At 65.5% G+C, this 24,719-nt stretch carries 18 protein-coding genes; 8 read left to right on the top strand and 10 right to left on the bottom strand.

Annotated features, from left to right (window positions below; all coding sequences use genetic code 11):
- Positions 1-34 precede the first annotated feature (34 nt).
- The 5 genes from H6718_33795 to H6718_33775 form a co-directional block, all read right to left on the bottom strand.
- Positions 35-1,282, bottom strand: a complete 1,248-nt coding sequence (locus H6718_33795) for a glutamate-5-semialdehyde dehydrogenase (GenBank protein ID MCB9590433.1) — start codon at positions 1,280-1,282, stop codon at positions 35-37.
- A 139-nt stretch (positions 1,283-1,421) separates the two neighbouring features.
- Positions 1,422-1,730 carry a hypothetical protein gene (locus tag H6718_33790; GenBank protein ID MCB9590432.1) on the bottom strand — a complete coding sequence of 103 codons (309 nt, stop codon included), beginning with the start codon at positions 1,728-1,730 and terminating at the stop codon, positions 1,422-1,424.
- Entirely contained in the window at positions 1,727-1,999 is a 273-nt protein-coding gene (locus tag H6718_33785; GenBank protein ID MCB9590431.1) for a hypothetical protein, read from the bottom strand. Before H6718_33785 ends, H6718_33790 begins: the two co-directional genes overlap by 4 nt.
- 8 nt (positions 2,000-2,007) lie before the next feature.
- Positions 2,008-3,057, bottom strand: coding sequence for an SDR family oxidoreductase (locus H6718_33780; GenBank protein MCB9590430.1), 1,050 nt, complete (start codon positions 3,055-3,057; stop codon positions 2,008-2,010).
- Between the two features lie 2 nt (positions 3,058-3,059).
- Entirely contained in the window at positions 3,060-4,028 is a 969-nt protein-coding gene (locus H6718_33775; protein ID MCB9590429.1) for an acyltransferase family protein, read from the bottom strand.
- A 94-nt stretch (positions 4,029-4,122) separates the two neighbouring features.
- Between H6718_33775 and H6718_33770 the strand changes: the two genes are divergently transcribed.
- Complete coding sequence (locus tag H6718_33770; GenBank protein ID MCB9590428.1) at positions 4,123-5,070, top strand: LD-carboxypeptidase; 948 nt, start codon at positions 4,123-4,125, stop codon at positions 5,068-5,070.
- A gap of 200 nt (positions 5,071-5,270) precedes the next feature.
- Positions 5,271-6,491 carry a VWA domain-containing protein gene (locus H6718_33765; protein MCB9590427.1) on the top strand — a complete coding sequence of 407 codons (1,221 nt, stop codon included), beginning with the start codon at positions 5,271-5,273 and terminating at the stop codon, positions 6,489-6,491.
- Between the two features lie 122 nt (positions 6,492-6,613).
- On the opposite strand, the gene H6718_33760 is transcribed toward H6718_33765, so the two are convergent.
- From H6718_33760 to H6718_33745, 4 genes are all read right to left on the bottom strand, one after another.
- Positions 6,614-11,614, bottom strand: coding sequence for a hypothetical protein (locus H6718_33760; protein MCB9590426.1), 5,001 nt, complete (start codon positions 11,612-11,614; stop codon positions 6,614-6,616).
- A gap of 340 nt (positions 11,615-11,954) precedes the next feature.
- The gene (locus H6718_33755; protein MCB9590425.1) at positions 11,955-13,223 is read right to left on the bottom strand and encodes a serine/threonine protein kinase; all 1,269 of its coding nucleotides are present in this window, start codon (positions 13,221-13,223) and stop codon (positions 11,955-11,957) included.
- Positions 13,224-13,837: 614 nt separating this feature from the next.
- Positions 13,838-14,833 carry a hypothetical protein gene (locus tag H6718_33750; protein MCB9590424.1) on the bottom strand — a complete coding sequence of 332 codons (996 nt, stop codon included), beginning with the start codon at positions 14,831-14,833 and terminating at the stop codon, positions 13,838-13,840.
- Positions 14,833-15,729: a tetratricopeptide repeat protein gene (locus H6718_33745; protein MCB9590423.1), complete on the bottom strand. Its 897-nt coding sequence runs from the start codon at positions 15,727-15,729 to the stop codon at positions 14,833-14,835. The genes H6718_33750 and H6718_33745 overlap by 1 nt, the downstream gene beginning before the upstream one ends.
- Positions 15,730-15,920: 191 nt before the next feature.
- On the opposite strand from H6718_33745, the gene H6718_33740 reads away from it, so the two are divergent.
- The 6 genes from H6718_33740 (at position 15,921) to H6718_33715 (ending at position 23,138) form a co-directional block, all read left to right on the top strand.
- Positions 15,921-16,586: a hypothetical protein gene (locus H6718_33740; GenBank protein ID MCB9590422.1), complete on the top strand. Its 666-nt coding sequence runs from the start codon at positions 15,921-15,923 to the stop codon at positions 16,584-16,586.
- Between the two features lie 28 nt (positions 16,587-16,614).
- Complete coding sequence (locus H6718_33735) at positions 16,615-17,511, top strand: DUF4190 domain-containing protein (GenBank protein ID MCB9590421.1); 897 nt, start codon at positions 16,615-16,617, stop codon at positions 17,509-17,511.
- Positions 17,512-17,571: 60 nt separating this feature from the next.
- A complete protein-coding gene (locus H6718_33730; GenBank protein ID MCB9590420.1) occupies positions 17,572-19,113 on the top strand; it encodes a hypothetical protein in 1,542 nt (513 codons plus the stop codon).
- A gap of 145 nt (positions 19,114-19,258) precedes the next feature.
- Positions 19,259-20,014: a hypothetical protein gene (locus H6718_33725; protein ID MCB9590419.1), complete on the top strand. Its 756-nt coding sequence runs from the start codon at positions 19,259-19,261 to the stop codon at positions 20,012-20,014.
- A 119-nt stretch (positions 20,015-20,133) separates the two neighbouring features.
- Complete coding sequence (locus H6718_33720; protein ID MCB9590418.1) at positions 20,134-20,868, top strand: ATP-binding cassette domain-containing protein; 735 nt, start codon at positions 20,134-20,136, stop codon at positions 20,866-20,868.
- 818 nt (positions 20,869-21,686) lie between these two features.
- A complete protein-coding gene (locus H6718_33715; protein MCB9590417.1) occupies positions 21,687-23,138 on the top strand; it encodes an EAL domain-containing protein in 1,452 nt (483 codons plus the stop codon).
- Positions 23,139-23,259: 121 nt separating this feature from the next.
- On the opposite strand, the gene purT is transcribed toward H6718_33715, so the two are convergent.
- On the bottom strand, positions 23,260-24,483 hold the full coding sequence (purT, locus tag H6718_33710) for a formate-dependent phosphoribosylglycinamide formyltransferase (GenBank protein MCB9590416.1): 1,224 nt from the start codon (positions 24,481-24,483) through the stop codon (positions 23,260-23,262).
- Positions 24,484-24,719: the final 236 nt, after the last annotated feature.

Raw genomic sequence — 24,719 nt, 5'->3', positions numbered from 1 at the left:
TGGACCGCGCGAAGTAGTCATCCAAACCAAGTGGCTAGGTGCGAACCTGGCCCTCCCCCAAAACCACCCACTTCTCGGTGGTCAAACTCTCGATCCCCATCGGACCGTAGGCGTGTAGCTTACTCGTAGAGATCCCGATCTCTGCGCCCAGCCCGAGCTGCCCGCCATCATTGAAGCGGGTCGACGCGTTGACCAGCACACAGCTCGCATCCACCTCCCGCAGCCACCGCTGCGAGCGCGTGTAGTCCCGGGTGCAAATTGCTTCCGTATGGTTCGAGCCGTAGCGCTCGATGTGCCCGAGAGCCGCTTCGAAACCATCGACCACCCGCACCGCGAGGATCTTCTCCAGGAACTCAGCGCCCCAGTCGGAGTCCTGAGCCGCCACGGCACCGGTGAGCAGCGGCAGCGAACGCTCGCAGGCCCTGAGCTCGACCTGGGCGTTCCCCATGGCTTCACCCAACAACGGTAGAAAGCGTTCAGCTTCGTTGGCGTCGACCAACACACACTCGAGCGCGTTGCACACCCCCGGGCGCTGCACTTTGCCATTGAGCGCGAGCTGTACGGCCATTTCCAGGTCCGCTCCGCGATCGACGAACAGATGGCACACGCCCTTGTAGTGCTCCACCGTGGGCACGCGCGCGTTCTCGTGAACGAAGCGGATCAGCCCTTCACCACCGCGAGGGATCGCCAGGTCGACTAGCCCGGTGAGAGACAGGAGTTCCTTGATCCCCTCGCGATCCGTCGCTGGCACGATCTGAACCGCACCTGAAGGGAGACCCACCTCGTCGAGCGCCGTCGCGATCAATTCCCCGAGGAATTGATTCGTGTGGTGCGCCTCTTTTCCACCTCGCAGCAGGCATGCGTTGCCCGCCTTGAGGCACAGCACAGCGGCGTCCACGGTCACGTTGGGACGCGACTCGTAGATCATCGCGATCACCCCGAGCGGGATGCGTTGCTTGCCAATCAAGAGGCCGTTCTGCAGGCGCTGCATGCCGGCGCGGCTACCCACGGGGTCCGGCAGACTCGCCACGAAGTCCACGCCGGCAGCCGTCGCCTCCACGACCTTGGGCGTCATCTCGAGACGATTGATCATCGCAGCACTCAGGTCCGCCCTGCGCGCTGCTTCGACGTCCTGCGCGTTGATGCGGCCGATCTCCTGAACGCTGTCACGCAGGTGGCGCGCGACCGCCTGGAGCGCCGCGTCCTTCGTCGCGCGATCCAGCGCCGCGAGGCGCCTTCCAGCCGCCCGCGCGCTCACCGCCTGTTCCCGCACTCCCGTCATGCTCCTCGCCTCACCTGCGCCTCTGCGCACATCTTGCCTGCGCCTTCGCGCCTCAGCCTGGCGCCCTCCGGCGCGCTACCTCCGCTACGCGGGGGCGCGAAGGTTAGCTCAGAGCGAGCCAACGCGCATGCGACGGACTTCAGGGAGCGCCCCCGGCGTCAGTCGCGGGCGGCGCGGCGTCCACCGCCGCATCGGCTGGGCCTCCGTCTGCGGCGCCAGGCGGCGCGCTAACGGCAGGTTTCGGCGCGGGTTCGGGCTCTTCGTCCTCGTAGTCGAGCCAGTCACCGGCGTCGTCGTCCAGTGGGTCCACGGACTTTCCCGCGTCGTACGGCGCCACCGCGTGGCGCTCATACTCAGGTGCTGGCAGCGCGGGGCGCTCCCGTCGACCCGAACAGCTCCAAATGACGCCGACGCTCAGCAGCAGGGCACCAACCCATGCACGCCTCACAGCGCCACCCCCGCGTCTGGAACCTCGAGAGGAGGAACCGCAGGCGTGGCGTCGGGCGGCGAGTCCTCGGGCGCTAGCGGGTCTTGAGGCGCCGGTAGTCTGCCGACGGTGCCGCCATCGATCGGCAGCTCCGATGCGGCGTGAGCGCCGAGGGCCCGCGGCGCTGGTTCGGTGACCGCGGAGGGCGACGGGGCGCGGTCGCTGCTGCCCCCTAGGGCGTTACAGCCACAGCACACACTGACGGCCAGCAGCGCGCTGAGGCGGGGCACGCTCCAGCTCAAACCCAGCGCTCCTCGTCCACGGCCTTGAGCGTCGCGGTGAGGTCGAAACGCGGCTCGTAGCCCAACACCTCGCGGGCGCGGCTGTCGTCGACCATGCAGACGTAGCGGATGTAGTCCAGCTCCGGTGCCGGAAAGGACGTCATACGAAGATTCCACAGGCGCTCAATACCACGCCGCGCGACCATGTGCGGCAACGGCAGAGTCGCGCGCCCCAGGGTGCGCAGCGCGTGGCTCAGGGAGACCGGCGTCGGACCCGCGATGTTGAAGATCCCCCGCGCTCCCGGCCGCAACGCCAGGCGAATCGCCTGCACCACGTCGTCTTGATGAACCACCTGAATCATCGGGTCGAAGCCCATCAGCGTCGGGACCACCTTCAGCCGCAAGTAGTTGCTCGGCGCGTTGCGCACAGTGCCAAGGATGTGGGTCGGCCGGAGAACCACCGTCTCGGTCTGCGGGTGTTTCCAGAAGAAGGACTGGGCGAGCATGTCCAGTTCGACCAAATCACGGATCTCACTGAATGCACCGGCGCCTAGCAGCGGAGCTTCTTCCGTGAGGAACTGGGGATTGTCCGGGCGTGGCCCGTAGACGTTGGCGCTGGATATTAGGACCAACTTCGGAACGTTGTAGCGCCTCACCCACTCCAGCATCTTCTGGAAGCCAGCCACGTTCCACGAATGGTGCTCCTCGCTATTACCGCGAGGATTATGCATTACCCCGAGGTGAACCAGCGCCGCCACCTCCCCATTGCGGAAGATGTCCTGCGCCTTCTTGCGGCGGATGTCGATCTGATGAAACTCGATGTCCTTGGGGCGATCGTGAAACGGCCGGCGGTCGACGCCGATCACGTGACGATCCCGGTGTAGCTGACGCGCGAGGCGACGCCCAAGGCGTCCGCAGATCCCCGTGATGACCACAGGACCCTCGGCTAGGCGCTCGGAGAAAAAGCTCGCGGAGTCGCTGAGGCGCCGCGACCCCTGACGCCGGTCGCCCTGCCGCCGCTCGTCGTCGTCGCTATCTGGTGACTGAAACGCTTCGTCCCGAGCCATATTCACCAAAACACCGAGGGGCGCTCGCGTAGTCCCCGATCGATCAGCGCCTGAATCGTTTGCCGCACCAAGTAGACCTTCTCCTCCATCACGGAGTCGTCGTCATCGGGATCCCCGGAGAAGCGCATCGGTTCGCCGAAGTAGAGGCGGTACTTGGTGGGTAGCGGCATCTGCATGCCGGGGATGAACCACTGCGGGATGACCGGCGCGACGGGCATCCCCGTGGCGCGAGCGAGCAGATTGAAATTCCCCAGGTTGACGTACTGCTCTTCGGCGCCCACCACGGCGACCGGCACGATCGGTGTGTCCGTCTCGATCGCCAGGCGCATGAAGCCGAGGCCAAAGTCTTGGAGCTGGTAACGCTGGCTGAAGGGCTTCGAAATGCCGCGCGTTCCCTCGGGGAACACCAGGATCATCTCCCCCAGTTCGAGCAGTCGGCGGCAGTTCTCTGGTACGCCAACGACCTGCCCCAAACTACGGAACAAGACGTTCACATAGGGCAGCTTCTGGACCCACTTCTCCACCATGGCGCGAATCACGCGCGGGGGCTCGCCGTCGAGGAACATGCTCGCGCCGATGATCATGCCGTCGATGGGTACCTGTCCCGAGTGGTTTGCCACGAGCAGCACCTTGCCTGGCGGGACGTTCTCCGCGCCATGCACTTCCGCACGGAAGTAAACACGATGAAAGAGCGAGACGATCCCCAGCGCTAGCTTCGCGGTCTCCGGATCGAGGCCAAACGGATCGCCGCCCATGCGCTGATAGCGCGCGCGCAGCTGCTCGATGCGGGCGTCAAAATCGTCCCCCAGCACCCGCACCGTCGCGTCCTCCACGCCCTCCCGCGCGGCGCCATACGCGCGCTGAGCGCGCGGGATCACGTCTTGCGCCGCGAAGTCGGTCAGCCGCGCGAGGAGCGGGTGACGCAGGAGGGCTGCTGCGTTGGGCACGCCGGAGCTAGGAACACCTCGCATCGAGTCAGGCACCCAACCGACTCTACCCGTTACGGCGGGAAAGCTGGGGGGAAAACACTTTTCCCTCTGACGCCAGGCGTTGCACGCTGTCGTGATGCAGGGCGCCAGCGATCCCAGTCACTCCGAAGTGCGTCGCTCTGGAGCGCACGGATCGGACGCGTGGCTCATCCCCGAACCGTTGCGTCCCGGCGCACGGGTGCGCGTCGTCGCACCTTCGGGCCCATTCGATCACACCCTGGTGTGGCGTGGCTTGGCCGCGCTCGCGGAGCGCTACCGCCTCGAGTTTCAGCGGGACATGTTTCACCCCCGGGGGTTCCTTGCGGGGGACGACGAGCGACGCAAGGGCGAGCTGCAGCGCGCCCTCGACGATCCTCGAGTCGACGCGGTGATTGCCGCACGCGGCGGCTATGGGCTCAGCCGCATTGCCCCGGAGGTCGACTGGAGCAGCCTGCGACGCCAACCGAAGTGGCTCGTCGGGTTCAGCGACATCACCGTGATGCACCTCGAGGCCAGCGCTCAACGCGTCGCCTCACTCCACGCCCACAACTGCGCCGGCCTCGGTCGCGCCTGGCAGCCACGGCACCGCGAGTGGTTTCACGCACTGGAGCGCAGCGACTGGGACGAAGTGCACCCCTTGCGCGCGCTGACCGCCGGCGACGCAGAGGGCACGCTGTGTGGCGGCAACCTCACGCTGCTGTCGGTACACAGCGCCGCCCGGCGACTCGCGCTCCCCGATCCGTGTGTGTTGTTGCTCGAAGAAGTCAGCGAGGCGCCCTATCACATCGATCGGATGCTGACCGCGTTGCTCCAGTCAGGAGACCTGAAGCCAGTGCGCGGGGTGGTGCTGGGGGAGTTCTTGAGTTGCCCTTCGGGGCGCTATGGAGTCAACGCAGAGCAAGTGCTGCGCGAACGCTTCGAGCGCCTTGGCGTGCCGGTGTACGCGGAGCTGCCCGTAGGGCACGGCGAGCGCAATCAGCCTCTGGTGCTTGGGAGCTGGGCCCGGCTGCACGCGGACCAACTCCGGCTGACGCCCCCCGCGTAGTGTCCTGTGACCTTTTCAGCGAATCACAGATTCGCCTCATTCGCCCTACGCGGTTTCCTCTCCCCCAAGGAAAAACACGCGTCGCCTCGCGAGGACTTCGGGACGGATTTTTGGGGGAGGCGCGCTCGTCCCACAACGTGGGTCTTCTGCGAAGCTGCGTGCGCCTAGCGCCGGAAGCGGCTAGGGACCTGCTAGGATGTGTGATTGGGCGGCGTGAGCGCCATCCGACTTGCTTGGAGGACGCGAAGTTGAAGGGTTGGCTTTACACGGGTGCGCTGTTCGCGCTGATGGGCTGCTCAGCGGGTGGTAGCGGCGCTGGCGGTGGTCAAGGCGGCACGAGCCAAGGCGGCAGCGCTCAAGGTGGCTTCGGTGGGCTCCTGGACGGAGGTTCGAATGGCGGCAGCGGCGGGCTCGCGTCCGATGCTGCGTGTGAGAGCGTGAGTCAGACTGCCGAGAACAAGCTCCAGCCGGCCGACATCATCTTCGTTGTCGACAACTCGGGCAGCATGACCGAGGAAGCTGGCTTCGTTCAGTCCGCGATCAACACCTTTGCCAACGGCATCGCTTCCGCGGGGATTGACTACCACGTGATCTTGATCAGCGCCGACAGCAATGACAGCAACGGCATTTGCGCCCCGGCTCCCCTCGGCTCAGGTCAGTGCCCAGCGGACTCCTTGGCGCCCAACTACAAGCACATCAATCGTGAGGTAGGCAGCTCGAACGCCCTACAGATCGTGCTCGAGGAGTTCGAGAAGTACAAGCCCATGTTGCGCCCGGGTGCGTCCAAACACGTCGTCGCGATCAGCGATGACAACCCAGCGACCACCGCGCAGGCCTTCGACGCGAGCTTCGCACCCCTGCTGAGCGCCGCGGATCCGCTCTACACGGGCTACACCTTTCACGGCATCTACGGCTTCACGAAGCCCGCGGAGAACCAGTGCCGCTTGAATGCGAACAGCGATCCGTGCTGCGTGTCTGGTGATCCCTGGGTGCTCACCGTCAACATTGGCACCGTCTATCGAGACCTCGCGGATATGACCAGCGGAGAGGAGGGCAACCTGTGCGAGCAGGAACAAGGCTTCGTGGCGGTGTTTACCCGCGTCAGCCAAGCGGTAGCGGTGAACTCGAAGCTCGCCTGCGAGTGGACAATCCCAAGCGCACCAGAGGGCGAGATGTTCGACAAGGATCGCGTCAACATGCAGTACTTCGCGCCGAACAGCGGCAACGGCGAGCCCTTTGGGCGCGTCGGCTCAGCGACGGAGTGCGCCAACGTGGTGGACGGCTGGTACTACGACAACGCGGCCAGCCCGACGAAGATCTTCGTCTGCCCCCAGACTTGCACCCGCATCCAAGGCGCGGGCGAACAAGCGCGCATCGACATCCTCTTCGGCTGCGCATCGGAGCCCGCCGTCCCGCGCTGAGCGGGCGCCATTTCCCCCCGGTACCATGCTGGTTTCCCTGCAGAACTAAGCCGCAGGGTCCACAAACGCGAGCGGCCCGGCGAGTCAACTCGTCGGGCCGTCGCATTCGCTGAGGAGCGGGGCTACTCCATCAGGAGTTCGTCCTCGTCAACGAGCAGCGCGTCCTCGTCGACAACCATTGCGTCGTCGTCGTCGTCGTCATCCTGGTTCTCGGTGAGCAACCCGGGGCGGACTTCGGTCGCGTCGCTAGGCGCGTCAGCATAGTCCAGCGCCGCGGGGGCTGCCGCGTCCCCAAGCAGCTCCGCGCTCATGGTCGATTCGTCGTCCGCCCCTCCGAAGGAGATGTCCGGGCGCTTCGGTCGCAGGGCGCGCAGCTGGTCCTCCGCCTGCTCCACCGCTTGAGCCTCGCTGATCTGCGGCGGCGCCGTGGGCTGGTCATCATCGTCGTCGTCGTCATCCGCCGCGAGCGTGGCTGACGACGCCGGTGGTTCATGCTCCGGCTTGCTGACGGACGTGACTTCGTCTTCGATGGCATCAACCGAGGAGTGAGCCGGTGGCAGATCGAGCAGCTCGTCAGCCGAGGAGGTTTCCATGACCGCCGGCGCGGCGGCTGGCGGACTCGCGGGCGGTGCTGCGCTGGCCGGCGCGCTCGCCGGTGGAGGCGCCGCTTCACTCTTGGGCTTCGGCGCGGGCTTGTCCTCCGACTTGATCGTGTTGAGCATGCCCTTCTTGGCGCGATCCAGACCCTCGGTCGCCTCCGGGTCCTCCTTCTTCATGCGCAGCACTCGGCGCCAGGCGTCGGCGGCCTCGCGAGCGTCGCCCAGGCGTTCCTCCCACAGCCTCGCGACCTTGCGCGCCAACTCCGCACGACTTGCCGGATCTTTTCCACGAAGAATTTGATCCTCGTAGAGCTGGACCATGCCGCGCCAATCCTCGAGCTCTTTGTAGAGCTTCGCGAGGTCGTCCATCACCGCCTGATCCGACGGGGAAAGGTCGTGTAGGCGCTTCAGGTCCTCGGCAGCCCCCCGCGAGTCTTCGAGCTGATCGCGACGGAGAGCTGCACGGCGCGCCAGGAGCTTCCGCACCAGCGGCCCGTCAAACACCTCGGTCAGTGCCGTACTCAGCACCGCATCCGCGCGCTTCGGCTCTCCGAGTTCATTGGCGAGGGCCTCTAGGTCGTCCAGCACTCCGTCGTCGACGTGAGCCACGAGGGAGTCCTTGAGCCACGCGAGCGCCTGTTCGGCGTCCGAGAGCTCGCGCATGGCGATGTTGGCGGCACGGCGCAACAGCGCGGAGCGCGTACGACCGCCGTCCCGTGAACCGCCGCCGCCGCCCGCCATCGCAGTCGCTAGCAGACGCCGCACCTGCTCCGTGCCCGCTGCTTCGTCCGCGTCGCGAGCGACGTTCTCCAGCGAGTCCAAGCTCTCTTCTTGGACACCACCGCTCAGGGCGAGATCAAAGAAGCCGCGAGCACGCTCCGGGGCGCCCTGCTCCGCCGCGACCTGCGCCGCGCGCGCCAGAGCCCGCAGGCGATCCTGCGGCGCCTTGCAGCGCGACACTTGGCGCTCGTACAGGTCAACGATCTGCTTGGGCTCATCGGCCAAGCTCACCAAGCGACCGAGCAGGTCTTCCGCGTCTTCAGGACCCACGCTCGCGAGCGCCTGTTCGCCGTGCTGCAACGCGTCCTCCGCAGAGACACCGGCTTGCTTCAACACCTCCGCTTGCCGCACGAGCTCTTCAGCTCGGCTGGGACCGCTGAGATCTGAAGACAGCAAGTCGTGAGCCACGCCAAGGGCGTCCAGGTCCTTGAGCTTCACGCCCAATTCCTCGAGCTGAGTCGCCATCTCGGCGTCCGCGCCCCGGGTGCGCGCCAGCTCCTTCGCTACGCCCGCCGCGTCCGCGTCACGCCCGACCTCGACGAAACGATTGAAGGCGTTTCTGAGGGCGTCATTGCGTGCCGCCCCAACCGGCGCCTCGGCAAACCACTCGACCAACTTCTGGGCGACGACGCCCTTCCAGCCGAGCTGATCTCCAAGCTCCACATAAGCGTCGCGACACGCAGCATCGCCCTGATCGGCGACCTCGACCAGCGCTGCGAGCGCATCGTCTCCCCGTTCGCACTTCTCGTGCAGCACGGTGGCGAGTCGCCGCGTCATCTCGCTGAGTTCCTCTTCGTCGCCCTCCACCTCGATCAGCTGCTGGAGGTGACGCGCTACGCGGGGCCAGTCCTCGAGGCGCTCGTTGAGCGCCACGAGTCGTCCGATGGCGTCGAAGTCTTCTTCCTCGATGGAGACCACGATATCCAGTACCCGCACGGCGGACTTCGGGTCATCCAATTCGCCCTCATAGAGCCCTGTCAGGCGCTGAGCGAGTTCCAGCTTCAGCCCCGGCTCCGCCGCGGCTTCCAGGTACTTCTCCAGAGCAGCGGCAGCAGCCCCAAGGTTGCCACGGCCCTCCTCGAGATCTGCGATTGCGGTGAGCGCTTCGGCGTTCGTCGCGTCGACGGAACTCAGCACCTCCTGATAGCAATCGATCGCGGCGTCCACATCCTCGAGCGTTTCCGCAAGCAAACGCGCCTCGCGCAGCATCACTTCGGCCTTGCGCGCGGGATCGTCGATCACGCGCTTGAGCTTGGCGAGGTACTCCACGGCTTCCGCGGCCTCGCCGCGCTCACCGGCGTCATCCGCGAGGAATAGCAGCGCCTCCTCGTCGTCCCCGTCGACCAGCAGCTGCTGCAAGCTCTCCCGCGCCGCCTCTGGGTCGCCCAGAGTGTCCCGCTGAATGGTCGCCGCGCGCTTGCGCAGCTCGATACGCATCTCCGCGCTCTCGAGCTTGTCCGCACGACGCAGCAAGAACGCCGCAAGATCTGGGAAGCGATCCGCAGACTCAAAACGCTCTTCGAGCGCCTTGGCGAACTCCTCGTTGGTCGGATCGAGGTCGGTGGCTTGCTCCAGGCGGAGCACCGCGCTCGAGTCGTCGCCGGCACGGCTCAGCAGATCACTCTCGCGCGCGTAGAGGGTTGCCTGCTGCTTGGGCTCCGCCGCGAGCTGGGCCTGCTCGTCCACGGCCTGAGCCGCTTGGTCCCAGGCTTCGGCTGCGGCGAAGCACTGCTCGGCGTCAGCCCACATCTCAGCCTTCTGGGTGAGTGCAGCGCCCTCCGCGAATGCGTCGCCTGCAGCGAGCATATCGCCACCATCACGGCGCAGCTGACCCAAGCGACTCAGCAGCTGCCCCTTTGCGTCTTCGTCCTCGAGGGCACCCACGTTGGCGGCGATCGCGTCCGCCGCGAGGTCCAGCCGCTCGCCCTTTTCGTAGAACTTCACCGCGGTCATCAACGCGGAGTCGTCTTCGGGTGTGAGCGACGCGATGCGCGCCCAGGCGTCGCCCGCGGCTACCACGTCTTTGCGCTTGTGCTCGTGGAGCTTCGCGAGGTTTTTCTCCAGAGAAATCCTGACTTCGATATCCGGAGCCTGCTCGGCTTCTTGCTCGAGCAGGGTCGCGACGTCATCCCAGCGACCGGCGCGCTCGAGCAGGCGCTTCAGCTGCGCGCGGGGTCCCTCGCCAGGGTCCAGAGAGACGAGCTGTTGGAGCGCATGGATCGCGGTGTCCAAATCGCGGAGCTGCGTCTCGCAGAGCCCTGCAATTTCCCTCAACCAGTTACGCTTGGCGTCTTGGGTAACACCCACGGACCGGGTTGCAGCGAGCAAGATGTCCCGCAACTCGGCATACTTGCGCGTCTGCCTGAGGTGGGTTTGCAGGAAGTTCAGTGCCTCTTCGTTGCCGGGGTCCAGCGCGACGGCCTCGCGGTACTTGGCGCCTGCCTCGGACTTGCGTCCCTTGCGGGCGAGTGCCTCGGCTTCGTCGATCAGCGTGCGAACGCGATCGGGGTCTGCCGCGGGAGCGAAGTCGTCGCTCTCGGGTTCTTCTTCCATCACCGCGCTGACTTCGTCGGCTACCTCTAGTCGCCGCGAGCTCTTCCCTGCGGAAGCAGCCACGGGCGCCGACTGCTGCATGCGCGGCTCGGACTCCGCGGCTTGCGCGCCGGGTGCTGGCACCTGGGCCGCGAGGGAGCGAACATCCGCGTCCCCGATGTACGCTTGGCACTCCCCGGCCATCGCGCCATTGGGGTTTACCGTGAGGTACTTCGCAGCGCGGGGGCGGATCTCTGCGTCCCTGCCTTCTTGTCCGCCATAAAACATGGCCAGCTGGATCGCGCGATCATCGCCTGGCTCGATCTCCAAGGCGCAGACGGAATACGACACGCCGTACTCGCCGCCGTACTCCTCCGCGAGCTGATTGAACAAACCGGCAGCTTCGTAGCGCTCGTCGTCGCCAACGTTCTCTCCCGCTTGCACGCGGTCGAGCACACTGGAAGCCAGAGCCTGGCGGAGCGCGGGGTCGCGCCCTTGATCGACGGACCATGCGTGGCGCAGGGACATGCTGGATCCAGCACCGTCACCCGCTTGCTTGCGCACCTCGGCTTCGTCGCTGTAGAGCGCCACCTGACGCTCTGGGTCGTCCGTGAGCGCTTGCTCCATGGCAAACAGCGGGATGGCTTCGAGCCACTGCTCTTGAGACTTGTAGAGCTCGCGTAGCGCGTAGATCGAGTACTGGCTCCCCGGCTGAAGCTCGATTGCCCTGCGGTAATTCTCGATCGCCTTCTTGGCCTGGGCAAGCGGCGGCTCCGCCCAGAGGCGCGCGAGCTCCTCGTGCATGGCCGCAACATATGCCGCCATGTCCGGGTCCTGTGCGGTCAGGGGAGCCAAGGCTTTCGTGCGGCGTTCAAGCAACGCGACGAGCGCCTTGTTGTCACCCTTCTCGCGGTACAAATCCGCAAGTTTTTCCGCTGGAGCGGCTTGGGTCGGGTCCCGGTCGATGGCCGTCATGAGCGCTCGCGCGGCGCGATGCGCGTCGCCCAGCGTGGTCGCCCAGACGTTCGCCGCCTCGGTAAGCCAGTGACAGGCGAACAAAGCGTCGCCGGTGGTGCGGCCCACACGCTCCAAAAGCATGGCGTACGAGCGCGGGTCTTGTTGACCCTGATGGTGCGCGTACGTGATGGCTTCTTCGTCGTGTGGATTCTGAACGAGGCGCTGTACCAGCGCGTCCATCTCCCTCGGATCCATTTCGCGCGACGCTACCACCGAAACTCAGGCAGCCGCAACGCGCCAACCCGCCAAACTCGAGTGGTGTTGGACGCTTTCTTCCGTTCTGCGTCAGCTTGGTTCACGAACCACGATCAGCAGCGCGCTGAAAGACCCAGAGCATCACGGCTTCACTGCAGAACTCCCGTCTCAGCGTATTTCCGCGGGGCCACGCCGTGTGCTGCCCTCAGCAGCGGCTGCGCTCTCCACGACGCGTTCGCACTCACCACGGACGTGTCGGCGAACTCGTGTTCCCAACCCGAAATGGTTGTTTCTTCGTGCCTCCCCGGGCGCGAACCATCAGACCAGGCGAAGGGAAGATTTACTCGAAGCGACCGTAGCGATCGCCCGTCTTGCGCTTGATGGCGGGGGCGGCCGGAGCGGGCGCCACAACGGGTTTTGGCGCGGCTTTCGCCTTGGTTTGCGGGTTGATTTCCGCGGAAGCGGCGGCGGAAGCGGAGGGCTCCGCTGCAAGCTGTTCGGGATCGAGCGCAACCTCTTCGGTAGCGGACGCGACTGCGGTCGCCGCAGCAGGCACGTCCCCGCGCGGCTCGATGGGCGCAGGCGCCGCGGCGGCGGCCTCACTCGCGGTAGATGAGCGCATGGACAGCCACAGTCCTGTCGGGATGACGATCGCGGCGGCAGCGATCGCGGCCAAGATCCACACGGTACGAGAACGCGGCCGCGTGGGTCCAGGCGTCGCCACCCAACTGGTGGAGTGACTCCCCGTCGCTAAGGCGTCGCCCAGCGCACCCTCGAGGGCGCGAGAGAACTCTTCGGCGCTCTGAAACCGCGCAGCAGGGTCCTTCTCCAGCGCCTTGACCACGACCCGCTCCAGAGTGGGACTGATACGGCCCGCCGGCGCGACCTCGCTGAGGCGAGGAGGCGCCTCCTTGATGTGGCGCGCCATCACCACCACGGCGTCGTCATCGACGAACGGCGCGCGACCAGCGAGCGCGTGATACAGGATGACCCCGAGGGAGTAGAGATCGCTGCGCACGTCCAGCGGCTTGCCTTGCGCTTGCTCCGGAGACATGTAGCGCGGCGTTCCAAAGACGGTGCCCGCTTGGGTCTCTAGAGCGTCGATCGCAAGCTCGTCTCGAAGCAGCTTGGCGATACCGAAATCGAGCACCTTACACACCTCTCGGCGCCCGTCCGGTGTGCGCGTGAGGAAGAGGTTGTCCGGCTTGAGATCCCGGTGAACGATGCCCTTCTGGTGAGCTTCCGAGAGGGACTCCAGAGCTTCCCGCACGAGCCGCACGGCCTCCACCACGCCGATGGCGCCGCGTTTGAGCCGCGCGCCCAGCGTTTCGCCATCGAGCAGCTCCATGGCCAAGAACCACGCGCCATCATCGGATGCCCCAAAGTCGAACGCGGTGACCGTGTGGGGGCTCGTGAGCTGACTCATCGCCCGCGCCTCACGCTCGAAGCGGGCACGCGTGTCGGGATCGTAGACCTTGTCGGGCCGCACGATCTTGAGCGCAACGTCTCGACCAACCGTCTCCTGCCGTGCTCGGTAGACGGCACCCATGGCTCCCGCGCCCAACTTGCCGAGGACCACAAAGCGCCCCGCAAACGTGCGTCCCAACATCGGGTCGGCGCCGGAACTCTGGATGTCAGCCGGGCTGATCAATGCCAACCCATGGGTGGGGCAGCGCGCCAGCTTACCCCCGGACGCGGGCGGCGCCGTGGCATGACAGAGCGGACACACCACGCCGTCGAGCGCGCTCAGCGGCGGCGCTGTGGCGTCGGGATCGATGCTGTCAGACGGGGGTCGCGTCATGGGGACTGCAGGGAGACTGTACTGTGAGGGATACTCCGCATTAACCCAGCTCTCAGGGCTTCAAGCAAGCCCGTTCGGCCGCTCGGCCACTCCGCCGACCGAATCGTCGTCTGTTCGCTGCGGCATCTTTGCTTCAGCCTGCCCTGCAAGGCATACGACCTCGGAGCCTCGCCGGATAACTGCGCGAACGCGGTTCGGCCAGGCGTCCTTCCAGTGTTTTGTCTCCGTAGTCAGATCCGCCTCACTGGGCGCTCGCTAGGTTGCGCCAATCAGCCGGTTGGGGCTCCGCGGACGCCCTGCGGCTCCCTGGTATCAATCCAGGGGAAACAGCGTTAGCTCCTCCCGCGAATGGCTCCGCCAGAAGGGCGTGTGGTCCTGTTTTTTTGGGGGGGGAGGTGCACCAGGTGCCGCTGGGACTCGGCTCAACGCACGCAGAACGCACGCCCCATGTCATCCGCGCGGCAATGGTAGCCCGCCGACGGGCAGTCTGCATCGCTACAGCAAGCGTCGCTGCACGTGCCGTCTGGCCCGCAAATCCCCGATCGGCAGTCCCCCGCCCCAGTGCACGTGGTCCCGACCGCACCGTTACCGTAGTTACCGGAAACACAGGCAGCCCCGACTCCACTCGGGTAGCCACACGCCATGTCGACGCGGATCCCCGCCACGTTGAAGCTCCCGCAGTCGTAGCTCGAGCAACACGGACTACTGCACAGCTTCACGCCACTCCCAACGCTGCGGCACAGGTTGGCGGCACACTGATCGTTGTCGCTGCAAGTCGAACCGTAGGTCAACCCAGTCCCCGGGCGACAAACATTTCCACTTGGATTAATCGCGCAGGTCAATCCGCCGCCGCAGTCGCTGTGAGCACAGCAAGTGTCGATACAGCGCCCACTCTCGCACAGGCCGCTGCGACAGTCCTTGGGAGCGCTGCAAAGCTCTCCCGCGCGGAGCAGCCCCACGCTGCGATTCAGCAGCGCCGCTTCCTGACACAAGCCTCCGCTCGAGCAGACCCATCCCGGGCCGCAGTCCTCAGAGCGGCAGCAAGTGCGCGTGCAACGGGAAGCCGCACACAGAAAACCAGCGGCGCACTGCGCGTCCCCGGAGCAACTCTCCCCCCACCCTCCTGGACCCGAGTCTCCGCAGCCATCGTCCGCCGCGCCGTTGCAGTCGTCGTCTAGACCGTTTCCGCAGCGCTCGCTGAGCGCGCATGCAGTGCAGACGCCTTCGAGACACACCTGTCCCGGGTCGCACACCGGGGGCCCGACCACGCCCTCGCTACGGCACTCGATACGGTCCAACTCTCCGGGCAGCGCGAGACTACAGGCTGCCATGCAGGCAGCCGCACCACCAAGCAGCGTCACGAGCGCGAACCACCGCGCGAAGCCTGGCGAGCCCGCATACCGGTCCGGGCGGCTCATCAGAACGTCCCCCGGTAGTTGATTCCGTATGGTACCGGATCCAAGCCAACCCGGGACGCGCTCTGCCCGGCCGGTTCATCGGCGCTGCGTCCGAAATAGAGCAATGAAGCGGCGGCACCGCTCAACAAGGCGACACCAAAAGAGATGTCAGCGACCAGCGCCATATCGTGAGCGCTCGAGGCGTCGTGCTGGAGATCCCCTGCACTTTCGCCGGGTCCGGTAGTCGGCGACCCCCCGGGGTGCGTCAACAGCGCGCGAACGCCGAATACGACCCCAAGCGTCAGGGCGGCGAGGCTGAGCCCAGCGGTGCCGTAGACCCAAACATCGAGTTTGCCTCCACTGCGGTCCTGCGCCGTACCCCTTTGTCCGTGTTGGCCACTCCCGGGCTGATTCGGATCGTCGTCGCCGCCTGAGCTTGCTCGCAGCGCACGCTCCTGAGCACCTGCCAGACGCTGCACGATGACTTCAGCCCGCTCACGCTCGGCGGGGTCGGTCTCCATCTCGAGGTAACGCCGGAAATAGAACAGTGCCTTGTCTAGGTTGCCGAGCTTCTCGTGAACCAGGCCCAGGTTGTAGACCAGGTCCTTTCCGCTGGGATCCAGCCTGAGTGCCTCCTCGAGCTCCTCGACGGCGCGCTCGTATTTGCCTTCGCGATAGGCCTCGAGCGCGGATTCAAAGTGCTCCTTGGCCACCTCGGCCGGCGCCTTCTCCGTCTGTACCGGGGCGGCGCCCTTTTGGGCCGCTGCGTCGGCGAGCGCTACGGAGCTCTGCAGCGCGATGCCCAGGATCAACGCCCAAGCGACCGCGCTGGACAACTGGCGGACGCCGCCACGAGTCGACGTGAGAATACCGGCAGGCAAGCTGGATGCTGGGCGCGAAGCTCGCTCTCGACGCATTGAGCGGAACATAGCGTAAGCAGCGGCAAGGTGGCGCGTTCTTGCTGCATTCCCAGTGAGAAAGCTGGCTCTTACCCCGCTGTCCCTCGGCCCGCCGAAGCTTCCGATCGGAAGACCGCCGATGCCTTGGGCAGACGAGTAGGACCAGCCGTTTTCCTCTTGGCGTCCAAAGGAGATGCACCATGGTATCGATGTCCGATCGCGCCTCAGTCCGCGCCTCAGTTCGAACGGGCGCTCCGCGCTTCACCTTCCTTGCGGGCGCGATCGCGGGCCTGAGCTTGCTCGGCGTGAGCAACGTGGCCCACGCGCAGTTTGCGGATCCGCCAGGCGGGCAGCCAGTCGTCGCGGTTGGTGGCGATGAGTACGTGCCACCTCCTAGCTTCGAAGAGCCCTTCTATCACCCACACTCCACGGTGCGCTTCGGGGTTGGCCCCGTCTTGCGGCTGAGTGAACCCGGTGCAGACGGCGGTTTGGGGCTGACGATTGACGTCGGGAGCGACGCCGCCGGAGTGCGCTTCAGCGGGATGTGGGTGAAGACCGGCGCCGATACCGGTCTGTCTCAGTACGCTGGTGAGTTGTGGCTCGACTTTGGACACAACAAGCGGCTGCACCCGATCATCGCCGCTGGCGCTGGCTTGGCGCGCCTCGACCTGGCGCAACCCGACGGCAGCATCAACGGCGAGACCATCGGTGTGGGGCTCTTGCGGGGCAGTCTTCAATATCTGCTGCCTGTCGATGGCACTGACGCCCGCGCATCCCTCGACGTGAGCGGTGCACTCCCGGCCATTCGGGGAGAGAACGGACCCGACGTCAAACCGTGGATGACGATCGGCGCTTCGGTGGTGGTGGGTTTCTGAGCGGGTCGAGCGCGCTATAGTGAGCGACGTGAGCCAGGTATCCCCGTCGACGACCCAGAGCAACGGACTCGCAACCACGTCTCTCGTCCTGGGCTTGCTCGGCTTCGTCGGTTGCTTCCCGGTGATCTCGGGAGTGATCGCGATCTTTTGTGGACTCAGCGCGCGAAACGAGATCTCCCGCGCGGAGGGCAAGCAGACCGGAGCAGGGGTCGCACTGGCCGGCATCATCGCCGGCTCCACCCAGCTGCTGATCGCTGCCACGCTGCTGATTCTGGGCATCGTTGGCGCCAACGCCCCCTCGATGGCTGCTCCCCCTCCCCCTCCGCCACCGGTTGCGGTCGCTCCACCCGTCGTGCCGGGCTTGCCACCTGGTCCCGGCGACGCGGGTGCCCCGACGCCAGCGCCGCTGCCAGGCCTCGGAACCACCCCGCCAACGGCAGCCGATCGCAGCGTGGATGAAGGCATCCTGGAAACGAAAATCGGAGATGTGCTGCTCGTGGACCTCGGTCCTGGGGTGGTCCCGCTCAACGCAGAGCTCGAACGACAGCGCAAAGCGGCGACCATCGCCAAACAAAAGCTGGTGCTTTGGACGGTGGTTCCCGACTGCAAGCCTTGCCAAGGCGTCGCAGCCGCCCTGCCTGATCCCAAGCTCCAGCGCGCTCTCTCCGGGACGCGTTTGGTGCGGGTCAACGTGCGAGACCACCTGCTCGAGCTCACTCGACTGCGGATCCCCACGGATAAGATCCCCGGGTTTGCGTTGCTCAGTCCCGAAAACCATCCTCTCGACTATGTGAACGGGGGTGAGTGGGACGCGGACATCGCGGACAACATCGCACCTGTGTTGGAAAAGTTCGTTCGCGGCGAATACGAAAAGCGCAGAGAGCCCTGGCGCGGCGGCCGGCGGGACGACGAAACCCCGATCTAGCTCGAGCCGCGCCTCCCAGGTATCGACTCATGGCGCAGTGCGATACACTGCCGGCCAAGTATGACGAGTCTGGAACCGGTTGGGACGCCGCTGCCTGTAGGTGCAGGGGTGAAGCAAGGGACCTTACGTGCACTTCTGGAAGGGCGCCGCGCCCAAAGCGCGCCCCTCACCTTGAAGCAAGCCGTCGGTCTCATCGTGCCACTAGCGGTGCGCCTCGCCGAACGTCACGAGGCTGGTGAACGCTTCTACGTCCACCCATCGGTGTTGATCGGCGACGAACAAGACATCGATCTCGCGAGCGATACAGAAGCGCCAACGTTGCCGCGCGACAAGAGTTACCTCGCGCCGGAGGAGCGCGCTGGCGGCGCTGGTGACGCTCGCTCGTCGGTCTACGCGCTCGGCGCGCTGCTCTACGAGTTGGTCACCCTCGCCACTGTCGGACCCGCCATGCAACGGCCGACGACGCTGGTGCCTAGCCTGCCACCAGACCTCGAGGTGATCCTGGGCAAGGCGCTTGTCGCCGACCCAGCACACCGTCCCGACGACCTGCGTGCCTTGGCGCAGGCGATCCACCACCTCGCCCCTTCAGGCAGCATCGCGCCGCCGCCCGCGGATGAAACGCACCTCGATCATGACGGCGACATGGATGTGGACATCTCCCTATCCATGCTCCCGCCCCCCCCGAGCGGGGCAATGGCTTCGTCGCCCTACGAGATGGCGGTAGCCGAAGCGCCGAGCCAGCGCGGCCCCGATTCCCATGACGAGCTTTCAGCGCTCAAGGCGCGTCTCGAGGCGGACAAGCGCCCGCGCTGGGTGGTGATCAAAGACGGCATGGATCACGGCCCATTTTCTGCTGTGGAGCTGCTGCAGCAAATCGCAACGAACTCGTTCCACGAGGATGACACGCTGAGAGATGCCTTCTCCAAAGATGAGCGGGAGATCCGGGACTGGGAAGAGTTTGCGCCCTTTGCGGAGCACGCCCGCCTTCACCGAGATATCCAGGCGGAAAAAATCGCAATCGAACAAGTGGTCGTCGAAGAAAAGAAGTCCACTCGCAGCAAGGCGATCGCTGGCATCGCGGTCGTCGGCGTGCTCTTGGCGGTGATGGTGGTTTGGCTACTGAAGCAACAGGGTGCCAAGGACGATACGGTCGCCGTGCAAGGCGAAAGCGTAACCAACATCGAGACCCAAGGCGGCCTGAAGATCGATCCCAAGAAGCTCCGCAAGGGCGGTGGAAAGGGCGTCAGCGTGGCTGCAGATGGCACCCCCGTGCTGTCAGGCGGTGGCAGCTGTGAGAGCGCTGTCGCTGCCTACAACGAAGTCCTGAACATGGACGGCAAGAAGGGCCAGGCTGATATCACCCGCGGTCAGTACGCTTCCGTGCTGAACAACGGCAGCTACATCTCCGCCTGCGGCGCACCGGGCAGCATGGCCGTGAACGTCTGCGCCGCGGTGCAGAACGGCCGCGCGGTCGGGGTGACCGTCACCACCAAGCCGCACAACGCGGGGATTGCGAGCTGTATCGCCTCCAAGGTTCGCGGTATGAGTTTCCCCGCGAACCCCAAGCTCGATGTGGCCCGAACCTCGTTCGCGGCCGAGTAGGAGCGCGATGCCGCTTTCCCCCCGACACAACTACTTGCTGGAACCGCCCCCCAGCACGACCGTACGGAACCACGACCAGCGCACGCGGCCGAGGACGAGAGCGCGACGGAGAGCGGGCCTGCGTTTCTCGGCCCTCGCGCTGCTGATGCTGCTGGTTGGTTGCTCCGTCCCCGTCGCCGGGGGCCTGGAGGAAGGCAACGCGAACCGCATCGTGGTCGCACTGGAAGAGCAAGGGGTGGTCGCCGACAAGGAGCGCGACCCGGAAGTCGAGGGGCGATATCGAATCGTCGTCGCGCGGGACGACGCATCCACCGCGATCTCGGTGCTCACTCGCGAGAACTTGCCAGCACCGGACCCACCCGGCGTGCTCGATTCCCTGGGGCAAGGTGGCCTGGTACCAAGCCGGAGTTCCGAGCAGGCTCGGCTGATCGCCGGTACTGCGGGGGAACTCGAGCGCTCGCTTCGCGAGGTCGATGGAGTGCTCAGCGCACGAGTCCACCTGGCGGTGGTCGGCCACGATCCACTGCAGATGGACGACCAACCCGGCAAGCCCACAGCAAGCGTGCTGATTCGATATCGCGGCGCCACACCACCGATCGCCACCGACGAGGTAAAGCGCCTAGTCGCTGGGGCCGTCCCTGAACTGGAACCCGATCAAGTTGCAGTGGTGTCGAGCAGCGTTCCCGCAGCGCCAGCCACCGCCGAGCGAGAACTCGCCCGCTTCGGACCGGTCACGGCGACACGCTCATCCATGCTGCCCCTGCGCCTGGGAGTGGGCATTGCGGTACTCGCCAACTTGGTTCTGCTCGGCCTGCTGCTCTTTCTCAGCAGCAGACTTCGTCACCTGCGAGCCGATCTGGATGCCCTTCGTCAAGGCGACGGGCGGCAACCAGCCGAGTAGCGGCCACCTGTTCTAGCGAACGTCTCTGACCTCGAACAGTCTCTGCTACGGGTGCCAACTGGGGACCCACGCAGATCGTGGGTAGCCTGCGGGCAATCTGATATGAATGTTCGCCGAACGTGATTCGCCTCGAGAACATTTCCAAGTCATTCGAGCGTCCCGTGCTCAAAGACATCAACCTCGAAGTTCCGGCGGGGTGTCTCTACGGGCTGGTCGGTCCCGGTGCCAGCGGCAAGAGTGTGCTGTTGAAGATCATCACCGCCCTGATCCGTCCGGAGTCGGGTCAAGTGGTGATCGACGGCAAGAACGTGCTCGCGATGAGCGAACTCGAGCTCCAAGAGTTTCGCAAGAACATCGGCATGCTGTTCCAAAACAACGCGCTGTTCGACTTCATGACGGTGGGTCAGAACATCGCGTTCCCATTGCGCCAGCTGTTCGACCTGAGCGAGCAGGAGATCGAGGAACGCATCGCCGAGCGTTTGCGCTGTGTATCGCTCCCAGGCTTCGAAGATCGACTCCCTGCCGGGCTCAGCGGCGGGCAGAAGAAGCGTGTCGGGGTAGCCCGCGCCACCATCGCGCAGGCCCCAATCGTGCTTTACGATGAACCGGCGGCAGGTCTAGACCCAGTAACGAGTCAGAAGATCTTCGACTTGCTCCGCGCGGAACAGCGGGCTGCCAACGCGACCGTGATCATGGTGTCGAGCGATCTGGACCGCCTGCTTCCCGTCACGGATCGCATCGGCATGATGTATCGCGGCAAGCTGATCTTCGACGGGACCTGGGAAGAAGCCCGTACGAGCAGCAACCCGTACGTCTATCAGTTCATCAACGGCGTGCCCGAGGGCCCGCTCTAGCGGTCGCCGTGACATACGTCCGTTAGTTTCAACGCCCCGCGAGGGCCCGCGCCCAGCCACGCTTGCAACCGACAATTCCTGGAAAGTGGCGCTTGGCTGCGGGTTTCGAGCGTTTCCGCCACGTCCCGGTCGCTGACGACCCATGGCTGCTCTGGCCGACATGCCTGTCGGAGGCGGGCACCCCTGACCAGGATGGACACCCAGCCTTCCGAGAGACGCGCCCTCGAGCTGCCTCGGCCGCAGGAGCGATCGAACCGAATTCCGGCGCATGTGGCAGGGGTCGCCCGCCCGGTCCCAAAAGACGGTGAACAATTTTCCGTGTCCCCGCCAAGCGATTGACGGTTTTTCAAGGGTTTCCGGGCGGCATGACCCGTGCAACTCCCCGTGGAAAGGCATCGCAAACGTCGGAGGCCACGGTCATGGCGCTTCGCGGGGACGCGAGTTCGAAAGGCACTAGGAAAATCACATGTGGGTCCGCTGGAGTCATCGAGGAGATGAAGGGCAACGCCCGACCCGCCTCCAAGTGACCAGCACTCCCAGGAGGACAACGAGACATGCCCGCCCGCCAGCAGAGACTTACTGCGCACACGGCCCACCAAAGCTCCCAAGTGGAAACACCTACGCCGACGTCTCCGATCCCAATCGGCGCGAACAGCACGACTCGCGCCACGGCTTCAACGAGCGGAGTCCGGCGCGCCGTGAATCCCAGCTTGCTGACAAGGCACCCCCAAGGTGGTCAACCCAGCCACAAGCCCGCGTCTCGAGCAGCCATTCGCGTGGCGCCAGAAGCTCGCTTCAGGCAACATGAGGAGTTAGTGGTGAACGACCGTCGCGCCAAATCCGACAAAGAGCCCGCCGAGGGCACGTCGAAGGAACGACTGAAGTCGGGCAAGCGTCGCCGCCCCGACGCGGAAGAAGCGCCAACTCGGCCTGCTGCGCCAGCGCCTCGCCTGGGTCAGCACTCTGGGGCGCGCCCTGCGATGCGTTCTCAGGTCGAAGCCCCGGCGGGCGAGTACCGTTCGAGTGGCGTACGGCAGGTCGCGGGGCGCGTCTCGAAGATCGAACTCCCCCCAATCAAACCGCCCGCCAGCAGTGGACAGGTCAGCCTGCGAGTCTTGCTGGTGGACGACGAGCCCGCCCTCTTACGAGCGCACCAGCGCGTGCTGCAAGGCCCCGGTGTGGTGTGTGATCTCGCGCGGGACGGCGAGACAGCCACTGCGCTGCTGGCTACTCACGATTACGACGTCATCGTGAGCGACGTGTGCATGCCCAACATGGACGGCGTGTCGCTGCTGCGCGAAGTGCGTCGCCGGGACCTGGACGTTCCGGTAATCCTGGTGACGGCTAGTCCTAGCGTCGAGACCGCGGTCGAGGCCGTTGAGCACGGCGCCTTGCGCTACCTGTACAAACCTCTCGATCCAGCGCGCTTCAAGGAAGCGGTCGAGGACGCAGCGCGCTTGAATCGTCTTGCCAAGCTGAAGCGCGACGCGTTGGAGCTGATGGGGCTCAACCAGGGCGCTGGGGACCGCGGCGGCTTGGAGGTGGTGTTCGCGGAGGCGCTGGACGGTCTGTGGATGGCGTACCAGCCAATCGTTTCCCTACGGGAACAGCGTGTGGTCGCATACGAAGCGCTCTGTCGCTCCGCGTCGCCTCACCTTTCAGGGCCCCAAGGACTGCTCGAGGCAGCCGAGCGACTGGATCGGGTCTTCGAGCTGGGGCGCACCATCCGCTACCGCGCTGTGGCCGCGCTGGAGCACCTACCAGCGGGTACACCGCTCTTCGTCAACCTGCACCCACGAGAGATTTTCGACGACCACCTCCTCGATCCGGCCGATCCATTCGCGATCCACGCCGAACGTATCGTTCTCGAGGTCACCGAGCGTCGCGCACTGGACGACCTGGGAGACGTCGCCGCACGGGCCCGCGTCTTGAAGGACCACGGCTACCGCGTCGCCGTGGACGACCTAGGGGCGGGCTACGCGGGCCTCTCGTCGTTCGCCCATTTGACCCCTAGCGTCGCTAAGCTCGACATGTCGCTGGTTCGCAATATCCAAGACCACCCCGTGAAGCAGCGGCTGGTTGCTGGCATGGTCCAACTCTGCGGGGAGATGGGCACCCAGGTCGTGGTCGAAGGCGTCGAGACGGAAGCGGAACGTGACACGCTGCTGAGCTGCGGCTGCGACCTGATGCAGGGCTTCCTGTTCGCGCGGCCACAGGCGAAGATCGTCGAGCCCACCGGCTTCCAGCGAAAAGCCGCAGAGCAGCGCTAGCCACGCAGAGCAGCGCTAGCCACGCAGAGCAGCGCTAGCCACGCAGAGCAGCGCTAGCCACGCAGAGCAGCGCTAGCCACGCAGAGCAGCGCTAGCCAACTAGCGCCGCACCGGGCTCCGCTCAAGGTAGCTTGTCGACCTCGACGCGCACGGCCGCCGCCGCACCCTGGGCGCGCTCGCGACACTCTTGAACGTCGTCCCCATAGGTAGCCACCACACCCATCCGGCGATACTTGCGCGTGTCTGGCTTCGCGAACAGGCGCAGGCGATTTCGAGGGTCGCGGAGCGCGCCATCCACTCCAACGAAGCGGGGGTTGATCCCGGCTTCTTCCGCGAGGATCACCGCCGAAGCCCCAGGGGCGCGCTGGATGATGCGGCCAATCGGCAGCCCAAGAATCGCCCGCACATGGAGCTCGAACTCGCTCATGTCCTGCGTCGCCAACGTGACCATCCCCGTGTCGTGGGGACGCGGACTCACCTCGCTGAAGAGCACGTCATCGCCCTTGATGAACATCTCGACGCCGAACAGCCCCAAGCCACCGAGCGCGCCGGTGATGCGCTCGGCGATCTCTTGCGCGCGACCGATGGCCACGTCACTCAGCGCCTCCGGCTGCCAAGACTCTTGATAGTCACCTCGTTCCTGGCGATGACCGATCGGTGGACAAAAGAGCGTCCCCTCGTGTTTGGTACGCACCGTGAGTAGGGTGATCTCGGTGTCGAACTGCACGAAGGCCTCGACGATAATCCGTGGGGATTTTCCCCGGGACCCACTCATCGCGTAGTCCCAAGCGAGCTCGACATCCGCCGCGGTTTTCACCGTGGACTGACCCTTGCCGGAACTCGACATCACGGGCTTGACCACGCAGGGCAACCCGAGCTCGCGGACCGCACTCTCGAGTTCAACGAGGCTCTCCGCGAACCGATAGGCGCCCGTGGGCAGCTTCAGCTCTTCTGCGGCCAAGCTGCGGATCCCCTGCCGATCCATGGTCAGTCGGGTGGCGCGGGCAGTCGGGATCACGGTCCAGCCTTCCTGCTCCAACTCCTCGAGTGTCTGAGTCGCGATGGCCTCGATCTCCGGGACAATCAGCGTCGGCCGCTCCTGAGTGACAACCCGACGGATCTGTGCCGGGTCGAGCATGTCGATCACATGGCAGCGATGAGCGAACTGCATGGCCGGAGCGTTCTCGTAGCGGTCACACGCAACCACCTCCACGCCTAGGCGCATCGCTTCGAGCACGACCTCACGCCCCAGCTCACCCGACCCCAACAGGAGGATCTTCGTCGCTTTTGGATAATACGGGGTTCCCAGGGTGACGGACGCGGGATCTGAAGGATTGGAGGTCATGGCGCCCCAACCTCTACCGATACTCAGCTGCGGCGACCACAGAAACAGCGGCGACCACAGAAACAGCGGCGACCACAGAAACAGCGCTGCGACCACAGAAACCACGCTGCGACCACAGAAACCACGCTGCGACCACCACAGAGGCAGCTTCGAGCTTCAGAAAATCTCGAACGCTCGAGCTCTGCCCCTCGGTGCGATGGACAGCCGATCGACGGACGGGCAATATTGGGGAGATG

The sequence above is a fragment of the Polyangiaceae bacterium genome (genome assembly GCA_020633205.1).
Taxonomy (GTDB): Bacteria; Myxococcota_A; Polyangia; order Polyangiales; family Polyangiaceae; genus JAHBVY01.
The sequence above is the reverse complement of the archived record's forward strand: the minus strand, read 5'-3'. Positions and strand labels throughout refer to the sequence as shown.

Excerpts from the sequence above, each read along its gene's own strand:
- H6718_33780 (MCB9590430.1), bottom strand. The coding sequence starts at position 3,057 with ATGGCTCGGGACGAAGCGTTTCAGTCACCAGATAGCGACGACGACGAG.
- purT (MCB9590416.1), bottom strand. The coding sequence starts at position 24,483 with ATGACCTCCAATCCTTCAGATCCCGCGTCCGTCACCCTGGGAACCCCG.
- H6718_33745 (MCB9590423.1), bottom strand. The coding sequence starts at position 15,729 with ATGCGTCGAGAGCGAGCTTCGCGCCCAGCATCCAGCTTGCCTGCCGGT.
- H6718_33795 (MCB9590433.1), bottom strand. The coding sequence starts at position 1,282 with ATGACGGGAGTGCGGGAACAGGCGGTGAGCGCGCGGGCGGCTGGAAGG.
- H6718_33750 (MCB9590424.1), bottom strand. The coding sequence starts at position 14,833 with ATGAGCCGCCCGGACCGGTATGCGGGCTCGCCAGGCTTCGCGCGGTGG.
- H6718_33730 (MCB9590420.1), top strand. The coding sequence starts at position 17,572 with ATGACGAGTCTGGAACCGGTTGGGACGCCGCTGCCTGTAGGTGCAGGG.
- H6718_33740 (MCB9590422.1), top strand. The coding sequence starts at position 15,921 with ATGTCCGATCGCGCCTCAGTCCGCGCCTCAGTTCGAACGGGCGCTCCG.
- H6718_33770 (MCB9590428.1), top strand. The coding sequence starts at position 4,123 with ATGCAGGGCGCCAGCGATCCCAGTCACTCCGAAGTGCGTCGCTCTGGA.
- H6718_33775 (MCB9590429.1), bottom strand. The coding sequence starts at position 4,028 with ATGCGAGGTGTTCCTAGCTCCGGCGTGCCCAACGCAGCAGCCCTCCTG.
- H6718_33755 (MCB9590425.1), bottom strand. The coding sequence starts at position 13,223 with ATGTTGGGACGCACGTTTGCGGGGCGCTTTGTGGTCCTCGGCAAGTTG.
- H6718_33725 (MCB9590419.1), top strand. The coding sequence starts at position 19,259 with ATGCTGCTGGTTGGTTGCTCCGTCCCCGTCGCCGGGGGCCTGGAGGAA.
- H6718_33760 (MCB9590426.1), bottom strand. The coding sequence starts at position 11,614 with ATGGATCCGAGGGAGATGGACGCGCTGGTACAGCGCCTCGTTCAGAAT.